The sequence below is a fragment of the Novosphingobium lindaniclasticum LE124 genome, from assembly GCF_000445125.1.
In the GTDB taxonomy this organism is placed as follows: domain Bacteria; phylum Pseudomonadota; class Alphaproteobacteria; order Sphingomonadales; family Sphingomonadaceae; genus Novosphingobium; species Novosphingobium lindaniclasticum.
The window spans coordinates 11,505-34,908 of the sequence record NZ_ATHL01000046.1; the positions used below are offsets into that span (position 1 = coordinate 11,505).

General features: G+C 65.1%; 23 protein-coding genes. 14 read left to right on the forward strand and 9 right to left on the reverse strand.

Annotation, left to right across the window (positions count from 1 at the left end; genetic code table 11):
* Positions 1-18: 18 nt before the first annotated feature.
* From L284_RS30410 to L284_RS30420, 3 genes are read left to right on the forward strand one after another with little or no spacing between them, the layout of a single operon-like run.
* Complete coding sequence (locus tag L284_RS30410) at positions 19-1,458, forward strand: lipopolysaccharide biosynthesis protein (RefSeq protein ID WP_160172101.1); 1,440 nt, start codon at positions 19-21, stop codon at positions 1,456-1,458.
* Entirely contained in the window at positions 1,455-2,852 is a 1,398-nt protein-coding gene (locus L284_RS30415; protein ID WP_021233089.1) for an O-antigen ligase family protein, read from the forward strand. The genes L284_RS30410 and L284_RS30415 overlap by 4 nt, the downstream gene beginning before the upstream one ends.
* Positions 2,842-3,819 carry an acyltransferase family protein gene (locus L284_RS30420; RefSeq protein ID WP_021233090.1) on the forward strand — a complete coding sequence of 326 codons (978 nt, stop codon included), beginning with the start codon at positions 2,842-2,844 and terminating at the stop codon, positions 3,817-3,819. The genes L284_RS30415 and L284_RS30420 overlap by 11 nt, the downstream gene beginning before the upstream one ends.
* 63 nt (positions 3,820-3,882) lie before the next feature.
* Here L284_RS30420 and L284_RS30425 read toward each other — a convergent pair whose 3' ends face one another.
* A complete protein-coding gene (locus L284_RS30425; RefSeq protein WP_021233091.1) occupies positions 3,883-4,926 on the reverse strand; it encodes an NAD-dependent epimerase in 1,044 nt (347 codons plus the stop codon).
* Between the two features lie 737 nt (positions 4,927-5,663).
* On the opposite strand from L284_RS30425, the gene L284_RS30430 reads away from it, so the two are divergent.
* From L284_RS30430 to L284_RS30465, 8 genes are all read left to right on the forward strand, one after another.
* Entirely contained in the window at positions 5,664-6,830 is a 1,167-nt protein-coding gene (locus L284_RS30430) for a nucleotide sugar dehydrogenase (RefSeq protein ID WP_021233092.1), read from the forward strand.
* Positions 6,831-6,896: 66 nt separating this feature from the next.
* Complete coding sequence (locus L284_RS30435) at positions 6,897-8,084, forward strand: glycosyltransferase (RefSeq protein ID WP_021233093.1); 1,188 nt, start codon at positions 6,897-6,899, stop codon at positions 8,082-8,084.
* Between the two features lie 524 nt (positions 8,085-8,608).
* Positions 8,609-9,997 (forward strand): O-antigen ligase family protein, encoded by a 1,389-nt coding sequence (locus tag L284_RS30440; protein WP_081673917.1) that lies wholly within the window; start codon positions 8,609-8,611, stop codon positions 9,995-9,997.
* The gene (locus L284_RS30445; RefSeq protein WP_021233095.1) at positions 9,994-12,258 is read left to right on the forward strand and encodes a GumC family protein; all 2,265 of its coding nucleotides are present in this window, start codon (positions 9,994-9,996) and stop codon (positions 12,256-12,258) included. The genes L284_RS30440 and L284_RS30445 overlap by 4 nt, the downstream gene beginning before the upstream one ends.
* A 6-nt stretch (positions 12,259-12,264) precedes the next feature.
* Positions 12,265-13,437, forward strand: coding sequence for a hypothetical protein (locus L284_RS30450; protein WP_021233096.1), 1,173 nt, complete (start codon positions 12,265-12,267; stop codon positions 13,435-13,437).
* A 164-nt stretch (positions 13,438-13,601) separates the two neighbouring features.
* On the forward strand, positions 13,602-14,969 hold the full coding sequence (locus tag L284_RS30455; protein ID WP_021233097.1) for a UDP-glucose dehydrogenase family protein: 1,368 nt from the start codon (positions 13,602-13,604) through the stop codon (positions 14,967-14,969).
* A gap of 88 nt (positions 14,970-15,057) precedes the next feature.
* A complete protein-coding gene (locus L284_RS30460) occupies positions 15,058-15,666 on the forward strand; it encodes a hypothetical protein (RefSeq protein WP_021233098.1) in 609 nt (202 codons plus the stop codon).
* A 207-nt stretch (positions 15,667-15,873) separates the two neighbouring features.
* Positions 15,874-16,260, forward strand: a complete 387-nt coding sequence (locus L284_RS30465) for a DUF4440 domain-containing protein (protein WP_031341642.1) — start codon at positions 15,874-15,876, stop codon at positions 16,258-16,260.
* Positions 16,261-16,278: 18 nt separating this feature from the next.
* Here L284_RS30465 and L284_RS47865 read toward each other — a convergent pair whose 3' ends face one another.
* The gene (locus L284_RS47865) at positions 16,279-16,821 is read right to left on the reverse strand and encodes a hypothetical protein (RefSeq protein WP_021233100.1); all 543 of its coding nucleotides are present in this window, start codon (positions 16,819-16,821) and stop codon (positions 16,279-16,281) included.
* 137 nt (positions 16,822-16,958) lie between these two features.
* Here L284_RS47865 and L284_RS30475 point away from each other — a divergent pair, with 137 nt between their 5' ends.
* Positions 16,959-17,357 (forward strand): hypothetical protein, encoded by a 399-nt coding sequence (locus L284_RS30475; RefSeq protein WP_031341643.1) that lies wholly within the window; start codon positions 16,959-16,961, stop codon positions 17,355-17,357.
* Between the two features lie 68 nt (positions 17,358-17,425).
* On the opposite strand, the gene L284_RS30480 is transcribed toward L284_RS30475, so the two are convergent.
* On the reverse strand, positions 17,426-17,707 hold the full coding sequence (locus L284_RS30480; protein ID WP_021233102.1) for a hypothetical protein: 282 nt from the start codon (positions 17,705-17,707) through the stop codon (positions 17,426-17,428).
* A gap of 404 nt (positions 17,708-18,111) precedes the next feature.
* On the opposite strand from L284_RS30480, the gene L284_RS30485 reads away from it, so the two are divergent.
* On the forward strand, positions 18,112-18,489 hold the full coding sequence (locus L284_RS30485; protein ID WP_235054311.1) for a COG3650 family protein: 378 nt from the start codon (positions 18,112-18,114) through the stop codon (positions 18,487-18,489).
* A 9-nt stretch (positions 18,490-18,498) separates the two neighbouring features.
* Here L284_RS30485 and L284_RS48190 read toward each other — a convergent pair whose 3' ends face one another.
* The 4 genes from L284_RS48190 to L284_RS47210 form a co-directional block, all read right to left on the reverse strand.
* The gene (locus tag L284_RS48190; RefSeq protein WP_021233104.1) at positions 18,499-18,636 is read right to left on the reverse strand and encodes a hypothetical protein; all 138 of its coding nucleotides are present in this window, start codon (positions 18,634-18,636) and stop codon (positions 18,499-18,501) included.
* 85 nt (positions 18,637-18,721) lie between these two features.
* Positions 18,722-19,030, reverse strand: coding sequence for an alkylphosphonate utilization protein (locus tag L284_RS30490; protein WP_021233105.1), 309 nt, complete (start codon positions 19,028-19,030; stop codon positions 18,722-18,724).
* 136 nt (positions 19,031-19,166) lie between these two features.
* Positions 19,167-19,595, reverse strand: a complete 429-nt coding sequence (locus tag L284_RS30495) for an OsmC family protein (RefSeq protein ID WP_021233106.1) — start codon at positions 19,593-19,595, stop codon at positions 19,167-19,169.
* 154 nt (positions 19,596-19,749) lie between these two features.
* Positions 19,750-19,980: a DUF2061 domain-containing protein gene (locus L284_RS47210; RefSeq protein WP_021233107.1), complete on the reverse strand. Its 231-nt coding sequence runs from the start codon at positions 19,978-19,980 to the stop codon at positions 19,750-19,752.
* A 588-nt stretch (positions 19,981-20,568) separates the two neighbouring features.
* On the opposite strand from L284_RS47210, the gene L284_RS30500 reads away from it, so the two are divergent.
* On the forward strand, positions 20,569-20,880 hold the full coding sequence (locus L284_RS30500; RefSeq protein ID WP_021233109.1) for a hypothetical protein: 312 nt from the start codon (positions 20,569-20,571) through the stop codon (positions 20,878-20,880).
* Between the two features lie 44 nt (positions 20,881-20,924).
* Here L284_RS30500 and L284_RS30505 read toward each other — a convergent pair whose 3' ends face one another.
* Together L284_RS30505 and L284_RS30510 are read right to left on the reverse strand one after the other, a co-directional pair.
* On the reverse strand, positions 20,925-22,562 hold the full coding sequence (locus tag L284_RS30505; RefSeq protein ID WP_040712661.1) for a capsular polysaccharide export protein, LipB/KpsS family: 1,638 nt from the start codon (positions 22,560-22,562) through the stop codon (positions 20,925-20,927).
* On the reverse strand, positions 22,559-23,404 hold the full coding sequence (locus L284_RS30510; RefSeq protein WP_021233111.1) for an inositol monophosphatase family protein: 846 nt from the start codon (positions 23,402-23,404) through the stop codon (positions 22,559-22,561). The genes L284_RS30505 and L284_RS30510 overlap by 4 nt, the downstream gene beginning before the upstream one ends.

Below are 23,404 nucleotides of genomic sequence, written 5' to 3' on the forward strand. Positions count from 1 at the left end.
CGCACGAAACTTGGCAGCATGAAACTATCCAAGGGCGCGATCACTACGGCGGCGCTCGGCATTTCTAGCGGGCTCAACTTCCTCTCGCTGATCGTCTGGACGCACCTGCTCAGCCCGGCCGAGTTCGGCACTTACGCGCTTGTCTCGGCGACGGTGCTGTTCCTCAATGCCGCGATCTTCGAGTGGCTGCGCCTCACCGCCTCGCGCCTGCTCTACGATCCCTCGGCCGAGCACCAGCTCAATCCCGAGATTGCCAATGCGCTATCCACGGTCTGCCTCGGGCTGATCCTGCTGCTGCTGCCGGTGGCCCTGTCGCTCCGCGCGTTCCAGATCCACTTCCTGGGCGTGGCGCCGGACTGGTGGCCAGCCATGTGGCTCTGGCTGTTCTCGGAAATGCTCTTCGCGATCAGCACGGTCACCGCGCGCCTGCGCCTGCTGAGCTGGCGCTTCTTCGCGATGATGACGCTGCGATCCTCGCTCTCGCTGGCGGTGGGCGCGGTGCTCGTGTGGTTCTTCGACATGGGCGCGCTGGGCGTGGCCCTGGGCATCCTCGGCGCGCAGATCGGCTGCGCGGTGCTGGGTAACGTGACCGACGCCGCCTGGCGCGGCCTGCGGCCTTTCCGCGCCCGCCGCGCCGATCTCCAGGAAATCATGCGCTACGGCGCGCCGCTGATCGTCAGCTCGGGCCTGGGCTATGGGAGCGCCGTGGCGGACCGCTACATTGTCTCTTCCACGCTCGGTCAGGCGGCGGTCGGGCAATATTCGGTCTCGGTGGACCTCATGCAGAAGACCGTCATCTTCCTGATGCTGGCGGTCAACCTTTCGGCCTATCCCGCCATCGTCCGCGCTTTCGAGAAGGACGGGCGCGAGGCCGGCGAGAAGATCCTGGCCGAGAACTTCATCGTCTACCTGATGATCGGCGCCCCGGCGGCGGCGATCCTGGCGGCGCTCTCTCCGGGCGTGGCGCGGCTTTTCGTCGGCCCTTCGTTCCGCGACACCGTGGCCATGCTGCTGCCCTACGTGGCGATCGCGGCGATCCTGAAGGCGCTGACGACGTTCCACCTTTCGGTGGCGCTGCAACTGGTCAAGAAGACCAAGCTGCTGATCATCTCGCCCGCCGTCAATCTGGCGCTGCTGGTGCCGAGCGGGATCGTGGGCGTGAAGCTGGCTGGGCTTACCGGCATGGCGATCGGCATCGCCATCTCGCAGATCGGCAGCTTCGCGCTGTTCTATCTGGTGGTGAGCCGCCATGTCCGCACGCCGCTGCTGACGCGTTCGTCGCTGTTCGTGGTCGTGCTCTCGCTGGTGCTCGGCGCGGCGCTGGTGCCGCTCAGGGGCTTCAGCGAGCCGGTCGCCTGCCTCGGCCTGCTCGGCGCAGCGGGTCTCGTCTACTGCCTGGTGATCTGGCGCGGACGCGACTGGATCATGCGCAACAGCCAGAGCTGGAACCCGGCATGAGGGCGGCCGTCCATCCTTCCCCGTTTACGCCGCCCGCACCCGCAAGGAGCAGTTTCGCCACGCTGCTGACCAGCCTGACCGGCGCCGCCGTGCTGCTGATTGTCGCGCGCGAGGTCTTCGGCGGCGCGGCGCGCTACTACTTCGATCGCTTCGGGCTTGGGCCGTTGTGGTTCATTCCCGACCTGGCCGTGATCGCGGTTGTGCTGATGCGGATGCTGCTGGCCGCCGTGACCCTGCGCCTGCCGACGCCGCTGATCTGGCTGTTCGGCGCGACCGTGGTCCAGATGGCGGTCGGCATGGTCGTCTATCACAACCCGGTCGCGGTCTTCTCAGGCTTCAAGTTGCTCTGCCCGGTCATCGCCGTGCTCATGCTGCCGCCGAGCTACATCAATGCGAAGTGGTGGCGCCGGGCCTGCCTCGCCCTGCTGGTGCTGGGCATCGCCGGGGTGGCCGCCGACACCCGCATGACGATGCCCTGGACCGGCTATTCCGTCTCGCAGTTCGGCGTCGAGCGCGAGGCAGGCCGTGAATGGTGGATACACGGTCAGGAGCGCATCGCCGGGCTGGGCGCCGCCAGCAGCGCCTCGGCCAGCGTGCTGCTGCTGCTGGCGCTGATCGTCCTGCGGCAGGCCCGTACCTGGCATGTCCGCCTGCTGATCTACGTCGCGACGCTCTGGGCGCTGAACACCACGACTTCGCGCACCAACCTCATCGCGCTGGCCGTGGCGATGATCGTGGATTTCTGGCCCTGGCACTGGTTCCACGGGCTGGGACCGGGCCGCAAGACGCTGGGGATGCTGCTCTCGATCTGCTTCTTCCTGCCCGCCATCGCCGGGTTGTGGCTGCTCGCCATCGACGGCGTCGGCGATATTTCCGTGGGCATGAGCAGCACCGTCGTACGCCTCCACGTCACCTGGCCGGGCGTCTGGGAGATGATCATGGATGGCGGCCCGGCGACCGCGCTGCTCGGCCATGGCTTCGGCTCGGTGGGGCCAGCGGCGTTCTACACCGGCGTCTACGTCTCTCCGTTCAGCGCGGTGGACAACCTGTTCCTCTACATCCTTTACCAGTTCGGCCTGTTCGGCATGCTGATGGGCGTGGAACTGATCCGCCGCCTGGTGCGCGTGCCCCGGTCGGACCGACACATCGGCTTCGTGATCGCGATCCTCTCCGCGACGATCAACTGCCAGGGCGCCGCGCCGCTGGTGCTGATCGGCCTCGCCGCCTCGCTGGGCGCCTATCCCGCGCTGGCGACGGGGGCGCAGGACAAGGCACGAAAGGTGGCCCGCAAAGTCGCCGGGACCATGCCGATCTGGCGCCCGCCTCATGCCGTGCCCGGGCCCCGGGGAGCCCGGCACGCTCCGATGACTACCCGAGGAACCCATGCGGATTAAGGGCCTCGACGCCGCGCGCGGCGTGGGAATCGTTTTCGTCGTGTTCGGCCATGTCTGGCGCGGGCTGGACGGCCAGCACCTGATCGACGCGCGCCTGTTCGAGACGATCGACCGCGCGGTCTATCTCTTCCACATGCCCGTGTTCTTCCTGATTTCCGGCATGCTCTTCAAGGCGCCGGAGAAGCTGCGTGACGGGCGCTTGAAGAGCGGACTGGCGCGCAGCGCCTTGAACCTGCTCTGGCCGATGTGCCTGTGGGCGTGGATCGAGGGCTGCGTCCATCTTCTCACCGGCGCGGGCAACAAGGGCCGGATATCGCCCTTCGAGGTGCTGAGCTATCCGTTCCCGCCCAAGAGCGTGTTCTGGTTCCTGCTGGCACTGTTCCTGTTCCAGGCGGCGGCGATGGTCCTGCGCGGACGGCTTGCTGCGGCTGCGATCGCCTTGGGCAGCATGGCCGCGGTCGTGCTGGCGCAGCCGCAAGGGCTGACGGGGCAGATCGTCCAGCATGCGCCGTTTTTCTTCGCCGGCGTGCTGGTCGGCTCCCGCTGGCTGGAGAACGGCCTGCCGCTGGCCGCCTGCCTTGCAGCGTTCCTGCTTGCCGAGGGCGTAGCCTGGGCGCTCGCCGTCTCGCCGTTCGACACCGTGCCGGCCTACCTCTGCGGCTTCGTGGCCTGCGTCGGTTTCCTCGGAATCTGCCTCAAGGGCTCGGCTCTGGTACGCAAGCTGGGCGAGCGGACGATGCCGATCTATCTCACCCACATCATCTTCGCAGCCGGGATGCGGGTCGTGCTGACGCGGTTCGGCGTGAAGGACGTTGCCGTGGTGGTGCTGGTTTCGACTGTTGCCGGGGTGGGCCTGCCGTTGATCCTCTTCGGGGTGTCGAAGCGCTTCGGCCTCGCTGGCGTACTCGGCTTCGAACCCCTGCGCAGGCGCCACGCGGTGGCCGCGGCTGCGGTGTCGGCGGGGTGACCCGGGCATAACAAAAGGGCCGCCCCGATGAGGCGGCCCTTTCTCGCAATTCTTCGGTACTCGTCAGACCTGATAGTAGTCGCGATACCACTCCACGAACTTGGCCACGCCTTCTTTCACCGAAGTCGTCGGGCGATAGCCGGTAAGATCCTGGAGAAGGGAGGCATCGGCCCAGGTCGCGGGCACGTCGCCGGGCTGCATCGGCATCATGTTGATCTCGGCCTTCTGGCCGGTAGCGCTTTCGATGGCGCGCACGAAGTCCATCAGCTGCACCGAATCCGAATTGCCGATATTCACCGCGCGCCATGGCGCCACCGGCGAAAGGCTGTCGTGCTGGGCGATGTCCTCGGCGCTTTCGGGGCGGACCGGGGCACTGTCGATCAAGAGGCGGATGCCCTGCACGAGGTCTTCGACATAGGTGAAGTCGCGCTTCATGTCGCCGTGGTTGTAGACGTCGATCGGCTTGCCGGCGAGGATGTTCTTGGTGAACTTGAACAGCGCCATGTCCGGGCGGCCCCAGGGTCCGTAGACCGTGAAGAAACGGAACATCGTGATCGGCAGATCGTAGAGATGGGCATAGGAATGCGCCATCGCTTCATTGGCCTTCTTCGTCGCCGCATAGAACGACATCTGCGTGTCGACCTTGTGGGTCTCCGCATAAGGCATCTCGGTATTGGCGCCGTAGACCGAGGAGGTGGACGCCATCAGCATGTGCTGCGGCGGATAGGCCCGCGCGGCCTCCAGCAGTTCGAACACGCCGATCAGGTTCGCCTCGACATAGGCGCGCGGATTGTCGATCGAATAGCGCACGCCCGCCTGCGCGGCGAGGTTGACGACGATGTCCGGCTTTTCTTCCGAGAACAACGTCATCAGTCGTTCGGGATCTTCCAGCTTGCCCTTGATGAAGCGGAAATGCTCGTTCTGGCTGAGCATGGCCAGGCGGCGTTCCTTAAGGGCGACTTCGTAATAGTCGTTGAGGCTGTCGAGGCCGATCACCCGAAAACCGTCATCCAGCAGTCTGCGGCAGAGGTAGTACCCAATAAAACCCGCGGCACCCGTAATCAAAGCCGTGCGGGGGGCAGCCTTGCCGACGACGTCATCAGTCATGCTAAAGTCCAGATTTTGTGGAGATGTCCGCATGTTTTGCAGGCTTGCAAGGAACTTGGCAAGTCGTCCGAAAGGGGAGGCGTCGGACCTAGGGAACGGGTGGCCGACAGTTCACGAGCGGTAGATCGCAGTAGAACGCCGCGACGAAAATGGCAGTGCTCCTATTCGGCGCTCCTACAAACGTGACAGGCGACTTCGCGAGCAGAGCGGCTGGCGTCGATCGAACGTTTTGCAATGCGGCATTTGTGCCGATAGGTGCCTGTCACGGCGCGTTGCCCTGCAGGGAGGAAGCGGCCGGCACTACTGCGCTATGGTAAATGCCGAAAACATTATAGTCGTTTATCAGCGAGATGACTGTCAGATGAACGAGGCGTCTCGCCCTTATATCGCCCTGTGTGATAGCGAATCGGTAGAACTGCGGCGCGCGAGGTCACATAAAGCTGCGCTTCCGTTGTGAGCGGCCGAAGCCGCTTTAGCTGCGTTGCAACATCGCCGGAGAGGAATTCCTGCGTCATTTTGTTGAAGCATATGAATTCCGTCGCGTTACTGCACCCGATTATCCCATAATCCCGCGGATCGCTTGAACGCAAAAGCGATCCTCGGCACAGCATTCGCATCAATCGCTTGCAGTTTCACCGACCGGAACTTTCCACTATCCCACTAACCGGAGGCGCCGGCTCATCCCGCTGGTGCGAAGTTGTCGAACCTGCCCTGCCAGGGCGGTCAGAGGAGCAGAAATGAAGATCGCTGTTGCAGGCGTCGGATATGTCGGTCTGTCGAATGCGCTATTGCTGGCGCAGAACCACGAAGTCGTGGCGAAAGACGTCGTGGCCGCCAAAGTCGACATGATCAATGCCGGGCGCTCGCCGATCATCGATACCGAGTGCGAGGCTTTCCTTCGGCGCGGCGATCTGAACTTGCGCGCCACGCTCGATCCGGTCGAGGCTTATACCGGCGCCGATTACGTGATCATCGCCGCGCCTACCAACTACGACGAAGTGACCAATCGCTTCGACACGACTCTGGTGGAGGCGGTCATTCGCGAGGTCATGGAGCATGCGCCGGACGCAGTCATGGTCATCAAATCGACCATCCCCGTGGGCTTCACCGCCGCGACGAGCGAGGCGATGGGGACGCGCAACCTGATCTTCAGCCCCGAATTCCTGCGCGAAGGCCGGGCGCTTCACGACAACCTCCATCCCAGTCGCATCGTCGTCGGGGAACAGTCCGAGCGCGCGAGGATCTTCGCGGATCTGCTGCTGGAAGGCGCGGTCAAGAAGGACGTTTCGGTTCTCTTCACCGACCCTTCCGAGGCCGAAGCGATCAAGCTATTCGCGAATACCTACCTCGCCATGCGCGTCGCCTATTTCAACGAGCTGGACAGCTACGCCATGTCGCGCGGGCTGGAAGCGCGGCAGATCATCGAAGGCATCGGCCTCGATCCCCGGATCGGTTCTCATTACAACAACCCGTCCTTCGGTTATGGCGGATACTGCCTGCCGAAAGACACCAAGCAGTTGTTGGCCAATTACCACGAAGTTCCGCAGACGATCATCGGCGCCATCGTCGAAGCCAATCGCACCCGCAAGGACTTCATCTCCGACACGATCCTGGCCCGCAAGCCGAAGGTGGTGGGCTTTTACCGCCTGGTCATGAAGGCCGGATCCGACAACTTCCGCCAGAGCTCCATCCAGGGGATCATGAAGCGCATCAAGGCCAAGGGCATCGAAACGGTGCTCTACGAGCCGAGCTACCCCGATGCGAGCTTCTTCAACACGCCGGTCGAGGCCGATCTGGAAACCTTCAAGCGGCGGGCCGATGTGATCGTCACCAACCGCGTCCTTCCCGAACTGGACGACGTGAAGGACAAGGTCTTTTCGCGCGACCTGTTCGGGTCGGACTAGTTCAAAGCCAAGATCAACGGCGTTTCCCGTGAAGTCCCGCTCCATCACGAAGGATCACTTACGCTCATGAAACACAGCGTTCCTGTTGCCGCCGCACCCCAGGGGGCCGCAGAGGCACTGATCCGCGGCGAGCGCGTCGCGCTTGTCCACGACTGGATTCCCCTGATCGCCGGGGCGGAGCGGGTGCTTCAGCAGATGGCGAACTGCGCACCGGGCAGCGACATCTTCACCTTGTTCAACTTCCTGCCGGAAGAGACGGCGCGCAACTTCTTCGGGGCCGACCACCGGATCATCACCTCTAGCCTCAACGATCTTCCGCTCGTCGAGCAGTATTACCGCTTCCTGCTTTTGCAATCGACCCGTGCGATCGAGGCGTTCGACTTGTCCGAACATGACGTGGTGCTCAGTTCTTCGGCGGCACTGGCGAAAGGCGTGATCACCGGTCCCGGCCAGTTGCACGTCAGTTACGTTCACAGTCCCGCGCGCTATGCGTGGGATCTGACCCATGAATACATCGCGACTGTAGGCGGCAAGCTCGGCGGTCTGAAGCGGGCGGTCGCGCGCGAGATGATGCACCGGTTCCGCCTTTGGGACATGCGTACCGCGCAGAGTGTGGACCATTACCTCGCAAACTCGCAGTTCATCGCCCGCCGCATCTGGAAGATCTATCGGCGCGAAGCGCAGGTGATCTATCCGCCGGTCAATACCGGCGACTTCGTTCCCGGCACGGCGGCGCGCGGGGATCACTTCGTCACCGCTTCCCGGCTCGTGCCTTACAAGCGTGTGGAGATGATCGTCGAGGCCTTCAATCGCCGCCCCGATCTTCGTCTTCGGGTGATTGGCGACGGCCCGGACATGAAGAAGATCCGTCAGCTCGCCGGGCCGAACGTCGAGATGCTCGGGCACGTTCCCTTCGGGCAGGTGATCGGCGAGTTCCAAACCGCGCGGGCTCTGGTCTTTGCCGCGCTTGAAGATTTCGGCATCGTCCCGGTCGAGGCGCAGGCCTGCGGAACCCCGGTGATCTGCCTGGGCAAGGGCGGGACGGCCGAAACCGTGCGCCCGCTTGGCAACAGCGGCGCCACGGGCGTCTGGTTCGAGGATCAGACCGTGGAAAGCCTCGTCGGAGCGATCGACCGCTTCGTCGAGGGCGAAAGCGAAATTCGCTCCGAAGACTGCATCGTCAACGCCGCCAGCTTCGGCGAGGAACGCTTTCGCCAGCAGTATTCGGAATGCGTGAACAGTCTTATTAGCTGACGAAACTGATCACGCGATCCGGCGGTCAGTCACAGCGCATAGGTTCACAGTCGAACCCGGCGGAGGCAGCGCGCTGCTGCGATGGAAAGCCTTGTAAGTACGACGAGAGGCGCTGAAATCGCGCGCAGAGCAGCCCAGTTGATTTGCTCTCGATTGTGCAGCGCGGTATGCTCCTGAAACAAGATCGACCTACATGCCGCAGTTCCAGGAGGACTCATGAAGCAGAGGTGCGTTGCCATAACCGGGAATGTTTCCGGCGTCTTTGCCGCTTCGCTTCGGGAACGGACTTGTTCTGTCGCTTCATTATAGCACGCGGATGACATTCCGGTCGCGCAGCGGTTTTTTGGACCCGCGGGCCGGGGTCGGAAACTGGCGACGATTTTCGCAAGTCGGGTAATCTGCGCCGGATGTAATTGTCCCCCAAACGACTGAGGTTGGCGAAGTATGGTGCCGCGATTTGCAGTCATAAGGAAGAAACTCTGTCTGGCTCGATAGCTGAAAAGCGCACGATCTTCGTGCCGGGAATGCGGGCGGGCAGCCCGGGGGTGCAAGCCGGAGGGCTGCTGCTGGCGGGTGTCCTGTTCGGCGGCGGCGGCTCCGCTGCCGGCCTCGCCAATCTGGTGGTTCAGCTTCTCGCCCTGGCGATTCTGGCGGTGAACGGTGCCGCGGTGAAGACCTTCTTCCGCTCCGCGCCGCGCGCGATATCCGTGCTGGTTGCCGTGACGCTGCTGCTGCCGCTGCTGCAGCTGGTGCCCTTGCCCCCCGCGATCTGGCAAGCGCTTCCGGGGCGGGAATTCGCCGTGCAATCGCTTGAACTGACCGGCGGCAGCCAGATCTGGAAGGCGTTTTCGCTCGATCCCAACCGAACGGCCATCGCCTTCTTCGCTCTCTTGCCCGCGCTGGCAATTCTCGTCCTGTCGTGGCAATCGTCGGCGGAAGATCGTCGCCGCCTGCTGATGCTGGTCGCCGCGTGCGGGCTGCTGGTGGTGCTGCTCGGCGCCCAGCAGCTTGCAAGCGGCAATCGCCATCTGGTGTTCTATGCCGAAACTCTCGGCTCTCCCGATCTCCAGGGCACTTTCGCCAACCGCAACACCGCCGGGCTCATGCTCGATGCGGCGTTGGTGGCGCTGGTGGCGGTCTTCCCGCTGCGACAGGTCCGTGCGATCTGGACGCTGGGAGGGATGGCCACGGCCCTGCTGCTGATCGTCGGCGTCGTCCTCACGCGGTCGCGGTCCAGCATGGCCTTGCTGCTGGTGCCGGCCTGCCTCGCGGCATGGCGTTGGCTGCGGTGGCGGCGGCCGACCTGGAACCGGCGCCTGGCGATCGTAATTGCTGCGGCTGTGCTCGTGCTCGCCGGGAGTGCTGCCTTGCTGGCCGGCAACCAGCGCGTGCAGCGCAGCTTCGCGCGCTTCGACGCGGTGGAGGACGAGCAGCGCCCGCTTATTTGGGAAGACACGATAGCGGCGATCGGCCGGTACATGCCGGTCGGCAGCGGAATCGGCACGTTCGACGACGTGTTCCAGGCGGACGAGTCGCTGGAAAATCTCAGCTACGGCCGGGCCAAGCGTGCGCATAACGATTTCCTGGAAGCCGCGCTCGAATCCGGGATCCTCGGGATTGCCCTGGCCGCCGGGTGGATCGCGGCTGTCGCGCGGTTCGGCGTACAGGCGCTTCGGCGCGGCGGAATCGGATTGGCAGGCGTGGGCACTTTCGCTCTGATCGCGCTGCAGTCCATCACCGACTATCCACTGCGTAGCCAGACCCTGCTCTGTTTGGCCGGGCTGATGCTGGCGCTGCTGATCGATGGCGGCCGGGACGACGACGAAGCCGGGGAAGTTCGGCGCAGATCGCGCCGAACAGGAGACCGGCCTCACGCCGCCCGCCCCTCCACCACGGATCCTCTGAAACGATGAACGAATATCGGGTCGACCACTACTCGCGTGGACACAAGAACAAGGCGGGCTATATCTTGAACGAAGCTTTTCTCGATCGGGTCGATCTTCGCGGAGGGGCCTATGGTGGGTCCTATCCCGAGGAATCCGGCCCGGATCTGACCGCGCTGCTGAAAACCATCATGGGCATGGTTCGCCGCAACATCGCGCTGATCGGTGCGATCGTGGCGGCATGCCTGGTGCTGGGCGTGGTCGTCACCCTGCTGATCGCGCCGCGCTATAGCGCAGGGGTGCGGGTGCTGATCGAGGACCAGGCGGACCAGATCATCGAGGGCAGCGAGCTTCAGAAAGTCACCAACGTCCAGGATGCCGAGCGATTTCTGCAGACGCAGCTCGGCATCATCCAGAGCCGCTCGCTGACCGAAAGCGTCGTCGAAAGCGGCCGCCTGGACCGCGATCCCGCCTTCTACGAGGCGATGGGGATCGACATGCCCACGCAGGAAAACGTGCTCAAGTCGGGCGGCAGCAAGAAGCTGGACCAGTTGCGCAAGGAAGCGGCGATCGATGCGCTGCTCGGCAACCTTACCGTGGCCCTGCCGCCGGACAGCCGCATCGTCAGCATCAGCGTGAGCAGCCGCAGCGCGGGATACTCCGCGAAGCTGGCGCAGCTTTACGGCCAGCGCTACATCGAGCGCAACCTGAACCAGAAGTACGACAGCTCCTCCTATGCCCGTCGCTTCCTGGCCGACCAGCTTGACGAGGCGCGTGCCAAGGTCACCCAGTCCGAACGGGATCTGAACCAGTACGCCAGCGCCGCGGGCCTGATCCGCGTTACCAGCCAAGGCCAGGACGGAAACCAGGAGTCGGTGCTCTCGGTCACCAACAACAGCCTCGTGCAGCTCAACGATGCTTCCGCGAAAGCCACGGCCGACCGCATCGCCGCGCAGGATCGCTGGCTGACCCTGGCAAAGGCCGCGCCCCTCGCGATCCCGGAAGTCAATGCCAACCCGGCCGTCTCCACGCTGCTGGCCGAAAAGGCCAAGGTAGAGGCCGCGCTGGCCGAGGAGCGCACCCGCCATCTGGACGACTTCACCACGATCAAGTCCAAGCAGGCCGAAATCGCCGAGTACGATGGCCGCATCGGTGCGATTGCCGATTCCATCAAGAAGTCCGCCTACCTTGAATACCAATCCGCCCTTGAGCGCGAGAAGTCGTTCGCCGGGCAGGTCGATTCGCTGCGCGGCGAGGCGCTGAAGGAGCAGGATCGCGGCGTTCAGCTGGCCGTTCTCAAGCGTATAGCCGATACCAACAAGACGCTCTACGATACGCTGCTCTCGCGCTACAATCAGCTCAACGCGACGGCCGGTGCCTCGTCGAACAACCTGACGCTCATCGACAAGGCGGAAGTGCCGCCCAAGCCCTACTCGCCGCGCCTGCTGGTCAATATCGTCGCCTCGCTGGTGCTGGGCCTGGTGCTGGCTGCCGCTGCCGTGCTGCTGCGCGAGATCTTCGACGACGCGATCCGCTCGCCGGAGGACGTGGAGCGCAAGCTGGGCATGCCGCTGCTCGGCCTGATCCCGCTGGAGAAGGGCGGCGACGTGGCGAGTCATTTCGACGATCGCCGCTCGCGGGTCAGCGAAGCCTATCGCTCGCTCGTAACCAACTTGCGCTACTCCACCGCGACGGGCCTGCCGGAAGTGCTGATGGTGACCAGCTCCCGGGAATCCGAGGGCAAGTCGACGACGGCGCGCGCGGTGGCCCACGATATCGCCGTGCTGGGCAAGAGCGTGCTGCTGGTGGATGCCGACTTGCGGCGGCCCACGCTCCACAACTTCATGAACGATCGCAAGGCGACAGGCCTGACCGACGTCTTGACCGGGGAGAAGACCTTCGATGCCGCGCTCCAGCAGACCGACGTTCCGAGCCTCAGCTACATGTCGGCGCTGCCCTCTCCGCCCGATCCCGCGCTGATCCTGTCCGGCGAGCGCCTGCCGCAGTTCATGGAAGAGGCGCGCCGCAAGTTCGACGTGGTGGTGATCGACTCGCCGCCGTTGCTCGGCCTCTCCGACGCGGCGCTGCTGGCCAATCATGCCGACGGCGTGCTGTTCATGGTCGACGCCTCCAGCTTCCATCGCGGCGCCGTGAAGTCCGCGCTGCGCCGACTGGCGCTGATCAAGGCCAACATGCTGGGCGTCGTCCTCAACCGCTTCGATCCGAAGGTCGGAGGCGAGGACTACACTTATTATGCCGCGAGCTACTACAGCTACGGCGAAAAGGACTGATCCGGGATGGCGTCGCTCTTCGGTCGCACCGCGTGGTTTGCGGCTCTGGCGCTGGCTGCCGTGGCGGCCGTGGGCGTGCAACTGGACCGGGAAGGGCGCCGGAACTTCGCCGTAGCCCAGGTGGTGCGCGATTCGGTGCCGCCGCTCTTTCGCTCCGCCTCGCTGGAATCCCTGGCGCATGACGCCTATGATCGCGGCGATCTGGCGGCGGGAATGGCGCTTTCGCGAGACTTCATTCGCCGCCGCCCGATCCCGTCCGAAGGCCTGGCACTGCTCGGCTTCGGCCAGCTCCAGCAAGGCGATCAGGATGCCGCGCTCCGGTCGGTGATCATGGCGGGCGACCGGGGCTGGCGCGACCGGTTCACGCAGGAGAGCCTGGTGATGCTGGGCCTGCAGGCGCAGGAGTGGGGCATTGCCGCGCAGCGAACGGTGGCACTCTGGCGAGTCGGCGTGAACGACGACCGCCTCAAGGACATGACCGCCGACCTGCTGTCGCAGCCGCAGGGCGTCGAGGCCTTCGCGGCGCAAGTCGGCCAGGAGAAGTACTGGGCCAACGCCTTCCTGCCCTGGGCGGCCACGGCGGTCGCGCCGCCGGCTCTGACGACAGTCGCCTCCACCATGGCCCGCAAGGGCGCGCGCGTGGACTGCGGCGCCTTGTCGCCGCGCACTCAGGCGCTGGTCCGCTCCGGGCGGGCCGAAACGGCGGCGATCCTCTGGCGAAATCTCTGCGCGAACGGCCGTTTCACCCAGCCGGGTGCTTTCGCATTTCGAGAGGACATGGGCGACGATGCGCCGATCGGCCCCTACGATTGGCAATACCCTGAAGCGGTGGGCCTCGACCGGACATTCACCCAGGGCAAGAACGGCGTGGTGCTGCAGTACCGCAACCGAGAGCCGCTGCGCAGCGTGATCGCCAAGCGCAACGCCCTGCTCGGGCCAGGGCGCTACGTGGCCCGCTTGGACGGTGCCGCCCATGCCGAAGCGGGTTTCCGGCCGGTCGTCCTCCAGATCGTCTGCTATGCCAAGGACGGCTCCGCCCGCCGTCTCGGCGATGGCGAGATGACATCCGGATCGACCGAGTTCTTCATCCCCGACACCTTCTGCGACAGCCAGGAACTCGTGCTCCTCTCCGGCCGCGGCGAAGGAGAAGTAGGCAACATGACCATTTCGGCCAGCTAGAGGCGCGTCCGGAGGCGGCTCCGGCCGCTCCATGGGCTGGAACCGGCAGGTCGAGAGAGAATTCGGTTAACCACCTGCCCGAATGGCTGACTTGCCGATCGGGCAGGGGACTAGGATACCTTCCCCACGTTCACTTTCCACGTTTACAAGGAAATGGAAGCACCATGAAGATTGCGATGGTAGGTTCGGGCTACGTCGGCCTGGTTTCGGGTGCCTGCTTTGCCGATTTCGGCCATGAAGTCGTCTGCATCGACAAGGACGAAACCAAGATCCAGCGGCTGCTTCACGGCATGATGCCGATCTACGAGCCCGGCCTCGCCGAACTGGTCGAGTCCAACGTCGCAGCCAGGCGCCTGTCCTTCACCACCGACCTTGCGGAGGGCATCGCCGGTGCCCAGGCGATCTTCATCGCCGTAGGGACGCCTTCACGTCGCGGCGATGGTCATGCCGATCTTTCCTACGTCTACGCGGTAGCGCAGGAGGTGGGCGAGCACCTTTCCAACGATGCGGTGATCGTCACCAAGTCGACCGTCCCGGTCGGCACCGGCGACGAGGTCGAGCGGATCCTGCGCGAATGCAATCCGGGGCACCGCTTCTCGGTCGTCTCCAATCCGGAATTCCTCCGCGAAGGCGCGGCGATCGGCGATTTCAAGCGCCCGGATCGCATCGTCATCGGCGCCGAGGACGATTTCGGCCGCAGCGTGATGCGCGAGGTCTACCGCCCGCTGTTCCTCAACGAATCGCCGATCCTCTTCGTCAGCCGCCGTTCCTCGGAACTGACCAAGTATGCCGCGAACGCCTTCCTCGCGGTGAAGATCACCTTCATCAACGAGATGGCCGATCTTTGCGAGAAAGTCGGCGGCAACGTGCAGGACGTCGCGCGCGGGATCGGCCTCGACAACCGGATCGGCTCCAAGTTCCTTCACGCCGGCCCAGGATATGGCGGCTCCTGCTTCCCCAAGGACACGCTGGCCTTGCTCAAGACGGCAGAGGATTACGACAGCCCGGTGCGCATCGTCGAGGCGGTGGTCAAGGTCAACGACGCCCGCAAGCGCGCGATGGGCCGCAAGGTCGTCGATGCCCTTGGCGGGGCGGAGGAAGCGCGCGGCAAGCGGGTGGCCATGCTGGGGCTGACGTTCAAGCCCAATACGGACGACATGCGCGATTCGCCCTCGATCGCCATCGCCCAGACCTTGGCCGATGCCGGCGTGACCGTTGCCGCCTACGACCCGGAAGGCATGGAGCAGGCTCAGCCGCTGATGCCCCAGGTGGACATGAAGCAGGACCCCTACGCCGCCATCGAAGGTGCCGACGCGATCGTCCTGGTGACCGAATGGGACGCCTTCCGTGCGCTCGACCTCGGCCGGATCAAGGCCATCGCCAAGGCACCGGTACTGGTGGACTTGCGCAACGTCTACAAGCCCGAGCACCTTCGCGAGGCCGGCTTCACTTATCTCTCGGTGGGCCGCGGAACCTCGGGCAAGGACAATGCCGCCAGCGGTGAGCCGGCGGCAGAGACCGTGCCGGCCTGATTGTAGCCGAGGCTCCGGCGCTCGAACGGGCGTCGGGGTCCGGCCTTGCGGATTGGAACTTCCCTCGATCCTTCCGGTTGTTACCGCCATGAAGAACATCCTCGTCGCCTCCGCGCTTGCCCTCGCTCTCGCAGCCTGTTCCTCCGAGCCGGTGACGGCCCCGGAGCAGACCACCGAGGCGGCGACGACCTCCGTCGTGCCGGACGAGGCCGCATCCGGAGCGCCAAGCCCTGCCGCTTCGCCCAATGCCGATGCTCAGGTGCTTTCGCTGGAAGGCCTGGGCGATCTCAGGATCGGGCAGGCCGTGCCTCGGGGATCTTCCTGGGCCGAGCGCGGCGCTCAGATATCCGATGCCTGCCGTACGGTCAGTTCTCCCGATTATCCCGGCGTCTATGCCATCGTCGAGCAGGGCAAGGTGCGCCGGATAACGCTTGGCGGGCAGTCGAAGGTGAAGCTGGTCGAAGGCGTCGGCGTGGGCTCCCCCGAAAGCGACGTGCAGAAGTGGTTCGCCGGTTTCCGGGAGGAACCGCACAAGTACGAGGATGCTCCGGCGAAGTACCTCACAGCGCCCAATGTTCGCTCCGACAGGGCGAGCGACGATCCCGCCTTGCGCTTCGAAATCGGGCAGGACCGCAAGGTCAAGCTGATCCACGTCGGGACGATGCCGGTCCTGGGCTATGTGGAAGGGTGTGCCTGAAGCGGCGATCCAGCTTGGCGCAGGCACTTGTCCACGATTGGATCGCGCAACAGGTAGAGGCAAGCGGCAACAGCTGATGTAGCGTGTGCGGCCCTGTTCCGCAGCACGAAAGCCCCCCATGAGCCCCCGCCTGCCGATTTTCCATCTCGTCCCCGACGGTTTTTCCCAAGGGTGCCCCGCTCCGGCAGGCTGCGCCGGAGGCCGGGCGTGAGCGCTTCGGAGCTTGCGATCCGCGCCCGGCGGGCCGCGTTCAACCGCGCCATCGCCGAGGGTGACGCCGGTGCCATAGCGCCGCTTCTGGCGCGCGACTGCGTTATGCTGACCGGCACCGACAGCGCCGTGATCTCCGGGCGAATGGGGCAGGTGAAAGTCTGGCGGCGGGAGTTCGCCGGACCGGCACGGCTGATCTATACAAGGACGACGGAGCGGGTCGTCCTTTCGCCAGTCGAACCGATCGCGCTGGAACATGGCCATTGGGACGGCATCGACAGCACCTCCGACGTGCTCACCGCGTCGGGCGTCTATACGGCGAAGTGGCGGGAACTGGGCGGAGAATGGGTGATCGAGGCGGAAGTGTTCCTGACGCTGGGATGATAAAACGGCGGTGAAGCGTCAGGCGCCGTCCCGCTCGGCGGCCAGGACGTCGGCGGCGGCACCGGCGGCGCGGGCTGCGGAGTCCGCGGCGGAGTCGCGTCCGGGAGCCGGTCGGGCCATTGCGGGGCGGGGCGGGCTCTGCTGCGGTAGGTAACCGCGCGGGCCGGGGGGCAAAAAGCGCGGCGCCTGCTGCGAAGGTGCTGCGATGAAGGGGCGTTCGTCGGAAGCGTCGTCATCCTCATCGCTCCAGCGGGGAGCGCCGGCCGATCCTTCATCGTCCACCCAGCCGGGGCCGCCGAGTATGACCATGCGGCCACGCGACGGGCCGAACCCGGCATTTTCCGGCTCGCCGTCTTCCTCGGAATCAAAGTCGGTTCCGGGCAGCGCGTAGGCCGTATCGTCAGGCTCACCATAGGCCGGTCGGGCCGCGCCACGGTGTTCACCGCCAAGCGCGTAAGCGTCCGGATACTTCTGCATCTTGCCCGTGGTCATACCTGCCACGACCACGCCTGCGCCGATTCCGCCCGCTGCCAGAACCAGGAACCACTTGCCGAAACCCATCTCAACTCCGCATCGCGCCAACGTCTCTATCCAATATAGGACTAATCGAGCTTCCATGTCGGCAGGGTGAATGTCCCCGGACTTATACGGAGGCGCGTGACAAGCAACCGTTCATATCCCAGTGACATGGTGAACGCATGTTTACGAAACGGTCAGACGCCTATTCGCTCACGCCATGCTGGTTCTCCCGCGTGCACGAGCCTGATGGGCGACGAGAGCGGGACGAGGACGGAACGCTCGTCTGCACATGCCGCTATTGCCGCAAGCGAATCCGCTCACGCGAAGGCAAGACCTGGAGCCTTGCAGACGGTCTCGATCTGGATGCGCTGGCCGCTTCGTGCATCTCCAGCCACTTCAGCGTCGTGGACGTGGAGGAAGGCATGGTGCTGGCGCGCTACAAGATCCCGCCCGGATCCGACGGATCGGCGATCGCGGAAATGGAAGCGACGATCGCCGCGAAGCATGGGGTAGAAGCAGGGGGCGACGTCGAGATCCGCCTCGTGCGTCACGAGGACATGTTGCAAAAGCGGCACTGAGCGGCTGCGCATACGAAAAGGGCGCCTTCCCCGAAGGGAAAGCGCCCTCTTTCGTCAGGGATGAACCCTTACTGCGCGGTCACGCCGGCCAGAGCGCCCTTGGCGTCGGCAAGGCGGAAATTGACGTTGCGCGAGTTGTAGGTGCCGGTGACGCGGTTGCCCGACACGTAGAGGCGGAACGGAACCTGGCCCGACGCGGTGCCCTGGATCACGGTAACCTTGCCCTTCTGCTCGGTCGTGTAGTTGTAGTGCACGCCGTCGTGCGAGAAATCGCGGGCATCTTCAGCGTGAGCGGCAGTGGTGGCGACAGCAGCAAGAGCGGCGCCCATGGCGAAAACGGTCTTCAGCATGGCAAAATCCTTGGTCTGGACGATAGGAGATTGCCTTGGGGCACCCCTTATCTTGTTGCAGTGCAACATGTAGATCTGACATCGCTGCCGCAATGGAATTACTTGCCACTGGGATTGCACAAACTGCAACTGTTGAACTTTGCTCCGCGAAAGAGGGCTTTAGCACGATATGGGCTGCGCCATGGCTGCTTCCCTGATGGCAAATTTCGTGAGATCGGGCGCCGAGCGGCATTTTGTTGCCGGCGAATCACGCATCGTCAGCGGCGTTCATCATCCGGCCGATTGCGTGCTTCGCGCAGGGCGATTAGCCTGACGCCATGACAGCCCCCGCCCTGATTTCCCGTCGCTTGCCGGCTTTAGCGGCCCTTTGTGCATTGTACGCCTGCCAGGACGGGGCGAAGAACATGCCCGGCGATGCGCAGGATCATACGCCATTCAGCGCCATATCGGCCGATGAAACAGTCCGGTTCGCGGGCACGGAACCGTTCTGGAGCGGAGATGTGTCCGCCGGTCGGTTGACCTACAAGACTCCGGAAAACCCCATCGGCGAGACCCTGGCGGTCAGCCGTTTCGCTGGTCGCGGCGGTCTTTCGTTCAGCGGCGAGCGCGACGGCGCCTTGCTGACGCTGGCGATTGCTCCCGGGCCGTGCAGCGACGGCATGTCCGATCGCAGCTACCCTTTCGCCGCCATGCTGAAGCACGGGGAGGAGACGCGCAGCGGCTGCGCCTGGACCGATCGTCAGCGCCCCACGGGCGAAGGCTCGGCCGCCGAGAGGCGCTGAGATTACGCCCTAGTCCAGACGATGACCGGATTGCGCTGCGGCGACGACGACGGGGACATCCGCGTCGCTGCCCGCCGGCAGGCAGGCGCCTGCCAGCAAACCGATCGCGATCGCACCTAGCACGGCCGCGGCGACATTGATCTTCATCGGCAATGGGTTTCTCCGCTTGCCCCGTCCGATCCTCTAAACGCCCCGTCGATCAGGCTGTTCCAAACCCGGCCGCCAGATCCATTCAGCGTTTGCGGACGAATTCGGCGCGCAGCACCAGTCCCTTGATGCCCGGATACTTGCAATCGATCTCCTGCGGATCGCCAGTGAGACGGATCGACTTGATGAGCGTGCCTTGCTTCAGGGTCTGCCCGGCGCCCTTGACGTCGAGATCCTTGATCAGCGTGACCTGGTCTCCGTCCGCCAGAATATTGCCGACCGCATCGCGCACTTCGACGCTGTTCTCGGCAGCGCGTTTTCCGGCCAGTTCGGAGGCGGGCATCCATTCGCCGCTGTCTTCATCGTAAACGTAGTCTTCGTCGTCGCCTGCCATGTCGGTCCTTCCAGCGAGACCGGCTCCATCGAACCGGCTCTTCAGGCTGGGGCCATGGCAGGCGACGGAAGGCTTTCCTAGCGCATTCTCATCCCTGACTGCCTGAGCGACGGGACGAGCGCGGTACGCAGAGCGCTCAGCTCTCGAGCGACTTTTCGAGCGTGATCTCGCAGTTCAGCAATTTCGAGATCGGGCAACCCGCCTTGGCTTCGTCGGCAAGCCTTTCGAAATCTTCGGCGCTGATGCCGGGCACACTGGCCTTGAGGGTGAGCGCCGACTTGGTAACTGCAAAGCCGCCGTCCGCGCTGTCGAGCGTGACCGTGCACTGCGTGTCCAGGGTGCCGTCCGCGAAGCCGGCCTTGGCCAGCGCGAAGCTGGTGGCCATGGTGAAGCAGGCGGCGTGGGCGGCGGCGATCAGTTCCTCGGGATTGGTGCCGGGCTGGCCCTCGAACCGCGTGCCGAAGCCGTAAGGCTGGTCGCTCAACACGCCCGAGCGGGTCGTGATCGCGCCTTTGCCGCCCTTGCCGAGGCCCGAATAACGTGCGGAAGCGGTGTTCGTGGTCATGCTTCGTGTCCTTTCCTGGGGTCGTGATTGCATGAAGGGCTTCGCGCATAGGGGCGAAGCGGGTTCTCAGTGCGGGGCAACGCGGGATGGCGAGGGCCGTTCCCGATCCGCATCCTTGTCCAGGAAAGCGGTGCTGGAGGCAATCGGCCGGGGCTCAGGCGGCGCAGAGGGCTGTTCTTGCAAGAACCCCGGCTTTCGCGGATGCAGCATCATGCTTCTTCCAGGCGCGTTCATGGAACCAGAAGGCTACCGCGTTGATGCAGGGCTCCACAAGAGCGATCCCGCCTGCGAGGGCAAGAGAACCCGTCATGACATAGGCTACGCTGAAGCCTACGGTCAGGTGAAGGCACAAGTAGGTGAGAGTCTTCGTAAGGTCGCGGGGCACGGGCAATTCCTTTCGCAATGCGGAATAGAGCAAGCCCGGCAACGGCGGCCAATGATCGCTTCCGATTTCATTGATCGGCTGCTATATGTCCAGGCCAAGAGGCGGCCTGCGAACCGCCGGGAAGAGGATGCTGTCATGAAGCTGTCGCGGATGGCACGCAGGCGGGCGGAAGGCCTTGCGATGAACGTGCGAGGATGCCAGCCATGACGGATGCCTCTTCATGCGAGACAATCCGGTTCCCCGAGCGGACGATCTCGCCCTCGTTCGGCGCAAGCAGGCGCTCTACCTTGCCGGGTGACGGCGAGGCAAAGGCACCTGTTGGCCGGATGATGGGCGGGTCGTCTCTCGGGTGGTTTCGGGAACGATACGGCGCGCGGAGCGATCGATGGGGCCTTGGTGAGGTTCCGGCGCAAGCTGGCCTGACCACAGGGAGGGCATGCGGCCCAGGCTGAGGGAAGGGAGAAGATCAAGGCGCGTCGAACCCGTTTCGGCGCGTCTTGACGCAAGCGCGTCGCGGGTCCCCGGATTTGTCGCCATGACGGATCTTTACGGGCTGGACCGACTTGGTGCGCCGCAGCATAAGGCCGCATGGAATTCGTCCACCACTATGAGCGCGCGATCTCCTGGATCGTCGCGCAGTGCCCCGCTCCCGACAAGTTCGCCCATACTTATGCCGGTCTCACGATCTGGCTGCTCACGGCCATCGTGATGAAGAAGAAGCTCAGTTCCGCCTGGCCGCTGGCGATGGTCGTGATCTTCGAAGCCGCGAACGAATATATCGATCGCCTGGCGCACGGTTCCTGGAACTGGCCGGACACCACGCGCGACATCATCGCGACGCTGTTCTGGCCTTTCGTGATTTCGCTGGCGATGCGCCTGAGACCAGCCATCCGCGGCTGAGCCGGATCCGACTCAGCGGGTTCTGACTCAGGCGGGACTGGCACCTATCGCCGCGCGATCCATTCGATCAACCGGTTCAACCTTCCTTGTGCTTCACGCAGGCGGATCAGCGGCGATCGTACTTCGGCCTGCCCCCCCGCGATCCTGTCCACCAGCGTCTCCGGGCCACAGGGCAGCCGGGTAACCGGATCGAGATAGCGGGGATAGAGGATCAGCGTCGCCGCGACGAGTTCGTCCAGGCTGCGGCGACGGGTCCGGCGAGCGGGCACCGCGCCAAGGTCCCGCGTCAGGCCCCAGCCGGCGTAGAAGGGGACGCCGTGAGTCACCACTTCGCGGCCGCGCATGAGGGCTTCGAACCCGGCGAGCGAAGTCAGGACGTGTACGGCGTCCACCCGGTCGAGCAGGGCGGCGATCGAGGACGTGCGGTCGATCTCGTCCGCGAATTCCAGCGCGATGGGGTCCGGGATGCGCCCCTTGCGATGGCCCGCCTCGACGTCAGGGTGCGGTTTGAAGACGATGGTGGCGCCGGGCTCCTGCGCCCTTGCGCGGCGCAGCAGTTCCATATTATCGAGCCCGCCGCCGCCCCGCAGAACCGATCGGTCGTCCCCGACTTGCCCAGTGACCAGCACGAGCTTGCGCCCGGCACTGCGGGCGTTCTTCTCGGCATTCTGCCGATGCGTGCTGTCCTGACCATATTTGCTGATGCCGCCGGATACGAGCCGCTCGCGCAAGGCGGCGGCGCGTTGGAGGACCGCTTCGGGGATTGTAGCGCTCTGAAGGATGATCTCCAGTTCACTGGCTTGCGCGGGGTCGAAATGCGGTCCCCGGGCATCGACCACGATCGACAGCGGCGGCACGCAATTGGCGCCAAGGCCCGTCGAGCGGATCATGCCGTCTTCGATTTCGCCAATGTGGACGCCGCTTGCTTCCAGCGCCCTGAGAGTGTCGGCATCGCTGCGGGCGATCCAGGCAAGGGCGAGCGAGGCGCCGGCCGGCGGCAGGGCCTTATCGGCATGCCGCACCGGCCCTGAGCCGTCCCACAGCAGGTTGTCCGCCGTGATCCGCTTCCAACGGGCGATGCCATAGACGGCCGCGACATCGCGGTTGGCGTCGATCAGGGTCCGCCAGCCGGCCAGCAGATCGATGGCCTGGACGGCGCCGAGCGTGGCCCCGCCGAAGGGATCGCGGTAGGTCCAGCGGGAAAGTTCGGCGGAAACGACGTCTTCGAGCGCGCCCGGATCGGCAAGAGCGGCGAAGCGTCCGTCGCCCACTGGCTCGACCCTGCACCCGGACAGCGCGGCGACGAGCAGCAGTTCGTCGTCGGCATCGGCAACGACGAGATGCGTTCCTGCACAGGCCGTCCAGGGATCGCAGTTCGCAGGGAGGGAGGGGAGCCCTTCAAGACCGGCGATGCGTCCCCGAGTGACCGACCGATCCAGCACACCCCGGCGCTGGAGATCGGCTCGCGTCGTCCCATGAGCCGCAACAAGAACGTCGCGTCCTTGCGGCAGCGCCGCCTGGGCTCCCCAGAAAGCGCCGCCAACGCGGGCGGCGCGGAGAGCTTGAGCCAGCTCTTTTCCGGTCGTTTGGCTTCGGGCCGGTCCTGCCCCGGCCAGAGTTTGGGCCAGGGGCGGAGCGCGATGGCCGGGAAAGGGGGGGATGCGGAGGAAGGCAGGGGTCATGCAATCCTCACATCCACGGTCAGCGTCTCGCCCGCCTGGGCCAGCCGTCTTGCGGACCAATCCCATGCCTCGTCGGTCGTTGCCGCGATCAGGCCCTCGCGCTCGTCGTCGCAGCGATAGGGCGTGCCATCCGGCCGGGCGGCGCGGCCGCCCGCCTCGTTGAGGAAGACCACGCCCGCAGCATGATCCCATGGCAGGGTGCGGGTGAACAAGGTCACGTCGTGGCCGCCCGTGGCGATGCGCGGATACTGGTCGGCGGCGCAGCGCGGGCTGTCCACCACTTCGGCGTTCTCGGCCAGGGAGGAGAGCAGCCTGGCCCTGCGGGACTGGTCGGAAAAGAGGCGGGTGACGGCCACCAGCGGTCGTTCTCGGCCGGACGCGGCGGTGCGGAAAGCCTCCCCGTCGATGCTGGCGCCCTCGCCGGTAAGAGCGGCGCAGAACCGTCCGGTCAGGGGATCGAGGATCCAGCCGCCGATCGGAACGCCCTGCTCTGCCAGCGCCACGAGCAACCCGAAAGGACCGGTGCCGGCGGCGAAGTTGGCGGTTCCGTCGAGCGGGTCGATGATCCAGCAGGTCCCGGAACCGAGCCCCGCCAGCAGCTCCGGCTGCTGATGCACGGCCTCTTCGCCGACGATCGCGGCGCCCGGTATCAATCCGGCGAGACGGTCGGACAGGATCGCCTCGCATTCCCGGTCAGCTGCGGTCACGGGCTCGCTTTCGCCGGGACGCAGCGCCTTGTCCGCCACGAGCGCCGCGCCCGCCGTTCCGAATCGCGGCATGACGGCAAGTCGCGCGGCATCGCGCATCGCCTGCTCGACGGCAGGCGTAAGGCTTCGGTCCAT

Excerpts from the sequence above, each read along its gene's own strand:
- L284_RS30490 (WP_021233105.1), bottom strand. The coding sequence starts at position 19,030 with ATGGCAGGCGACGACGAAGACTACGTTTACGATGAAGACAGCGGCGAA.
- L284_RS30425 (WP_021233091.1), bottom strand. The coding sequence starts at position 4,926 with ATGACTGATGACGTCGTCGGCAAGGCTGCCCCCCGCACGGCTTTGATT.
- L284_RS30460 (WP_021233098.1), top strand. The coding sequence starts at position 15,058 with ATGAAGAACATCCTCGTCGCCTCCGCGCTTGCCCTCGCTCTCGCAGCC.
- L284_RS30410 (WP_160172101.1), top strand. The coding sequence starts at position 19 with ATGAAACTATCCAAGGGCGCGATCACTACGGCGGCGCTCGGCATTTCT.
- L284_RS30415 (WP_021233089.1), top strand. The coding sequence starts at position 1,455 with ATGAGGGCGGCCGTCCATCCTTCCCCGTTTACGCCGCCCGCACCCGCA.
- L284_RS30485 (WP_235054311.1), top strand. The coding sequence starts at position 18,112 with ATGCCCGGCGATGCGCAGGATCATACGCCATTCAGCGCCATATCGGCC.
- L284_RS48190 (WP_021233104.1), bottom strand. The coding sequence starts at position 18,636 with ATGAAGATCAATGTCGCCGCGGCCGTGCTAGGTGCGATCGCGATCGGT.
- L284_RS30510 (WP_021233111.1), bottom strand. The coding sequence starts at position 23,404 with ATGGACCGAAGCCTTACGCCTGCCGTCGAGCAGGCGATGCGCGATGCC.
- L284_RS30505 (WP_040712661.1), bottom strand. The coding sequence starts at position 22,562 with ATGACCCCTGCCTTCCTCCGCATCCCCCCCTTTCCCGGCCATCGCGCT.
- L284_RS30430 (WP_021233092.1), top strand. The coding sequence starts at position 5,664 with ATGAAGATCGCTGTTGCAGGCGTCGGATATGTCGGTCTGTCGAATGCG.
- L284_RS30495 (WP_021233106.1), bottom strand. The coding sequence starts at position 19,595 with ATGACCACGAACACCGCTTCCGCACGTTATTCGGGCCTCGGCAAGGGC.
- L284_RS30440 (WP_081673917.1), top strand. The coding sequence starts at position 8,609 with ATGCGGGCGGGCAGCCCGGGGGTGCAAGCCGGAGGGCTGCTGCTGGCG.
- L284_RS30475 (WP_031341643.1), top strand. The coding sequence starts at position 16,959 with ATGTTTACGAAACGGTCAGACGCCTATTCGCTCACGCCATGCTGGTTC.
- L284_RS30455 (WP_021233097.1), top strand. The coding sequence starts at position 13,602 with ATGAAGATTGCGATGGTAGGTTCGGGCTACGTCGGCCTGGTTTCGGGT.
- L284_RS30500 (WP_021233109.1), top strand. The coding sequence starts at position 20,569 with ATGGAATTCGTCCACCACTATGAGCGCGCGATCTCCTGGATCGTCGCG.
- L284_RS30420 (WP_021233090.1), top strand. The coding sequence starts at position 2,842 with ATGCGGATTAAGGGCCTCGACGCCGCGCGCGGCGTGGGAATCGTTTTC.
- L284_RS30445 (WP_021233095.1), top strand. The coding sequence starts at position 9,994 with ATGAACGAATATCGGGTCGACCACTACTCGCGTGGACACAAGAACAAG.
- L284_RS30435 (WP_021233093.1), top strand. The coding sequence starts at position 6,897 with ATGAAACACAGCGTTCCTGTTGCCGCCGCACCCCAGGGGGCCGCAGAG.
- L284_RS47865 (WP_021233100.1), bottom strand. The coding sequence starts at position 16,821 with ATGGGTTTCGGCAAGTGGTTCCTGGTTCTGGCAGCGGGCGGAATCGGC.
- L284_RS30450 (WP_021233096.1), top strand. The coding sequence starts at position 12,265 with ATGGCGTCGCTCTTCGGTCGCACCGCGTGGTTTGCGGCTCTGGCGCTG.
- L284_RS30480 (WP_021233102.1), bottom strand. The coding sequence starts at position 17,707 with ATGCTGAAGACCGTTTTCGCCATGGGCGCCGCTCTTGCTGCTGTCGCC.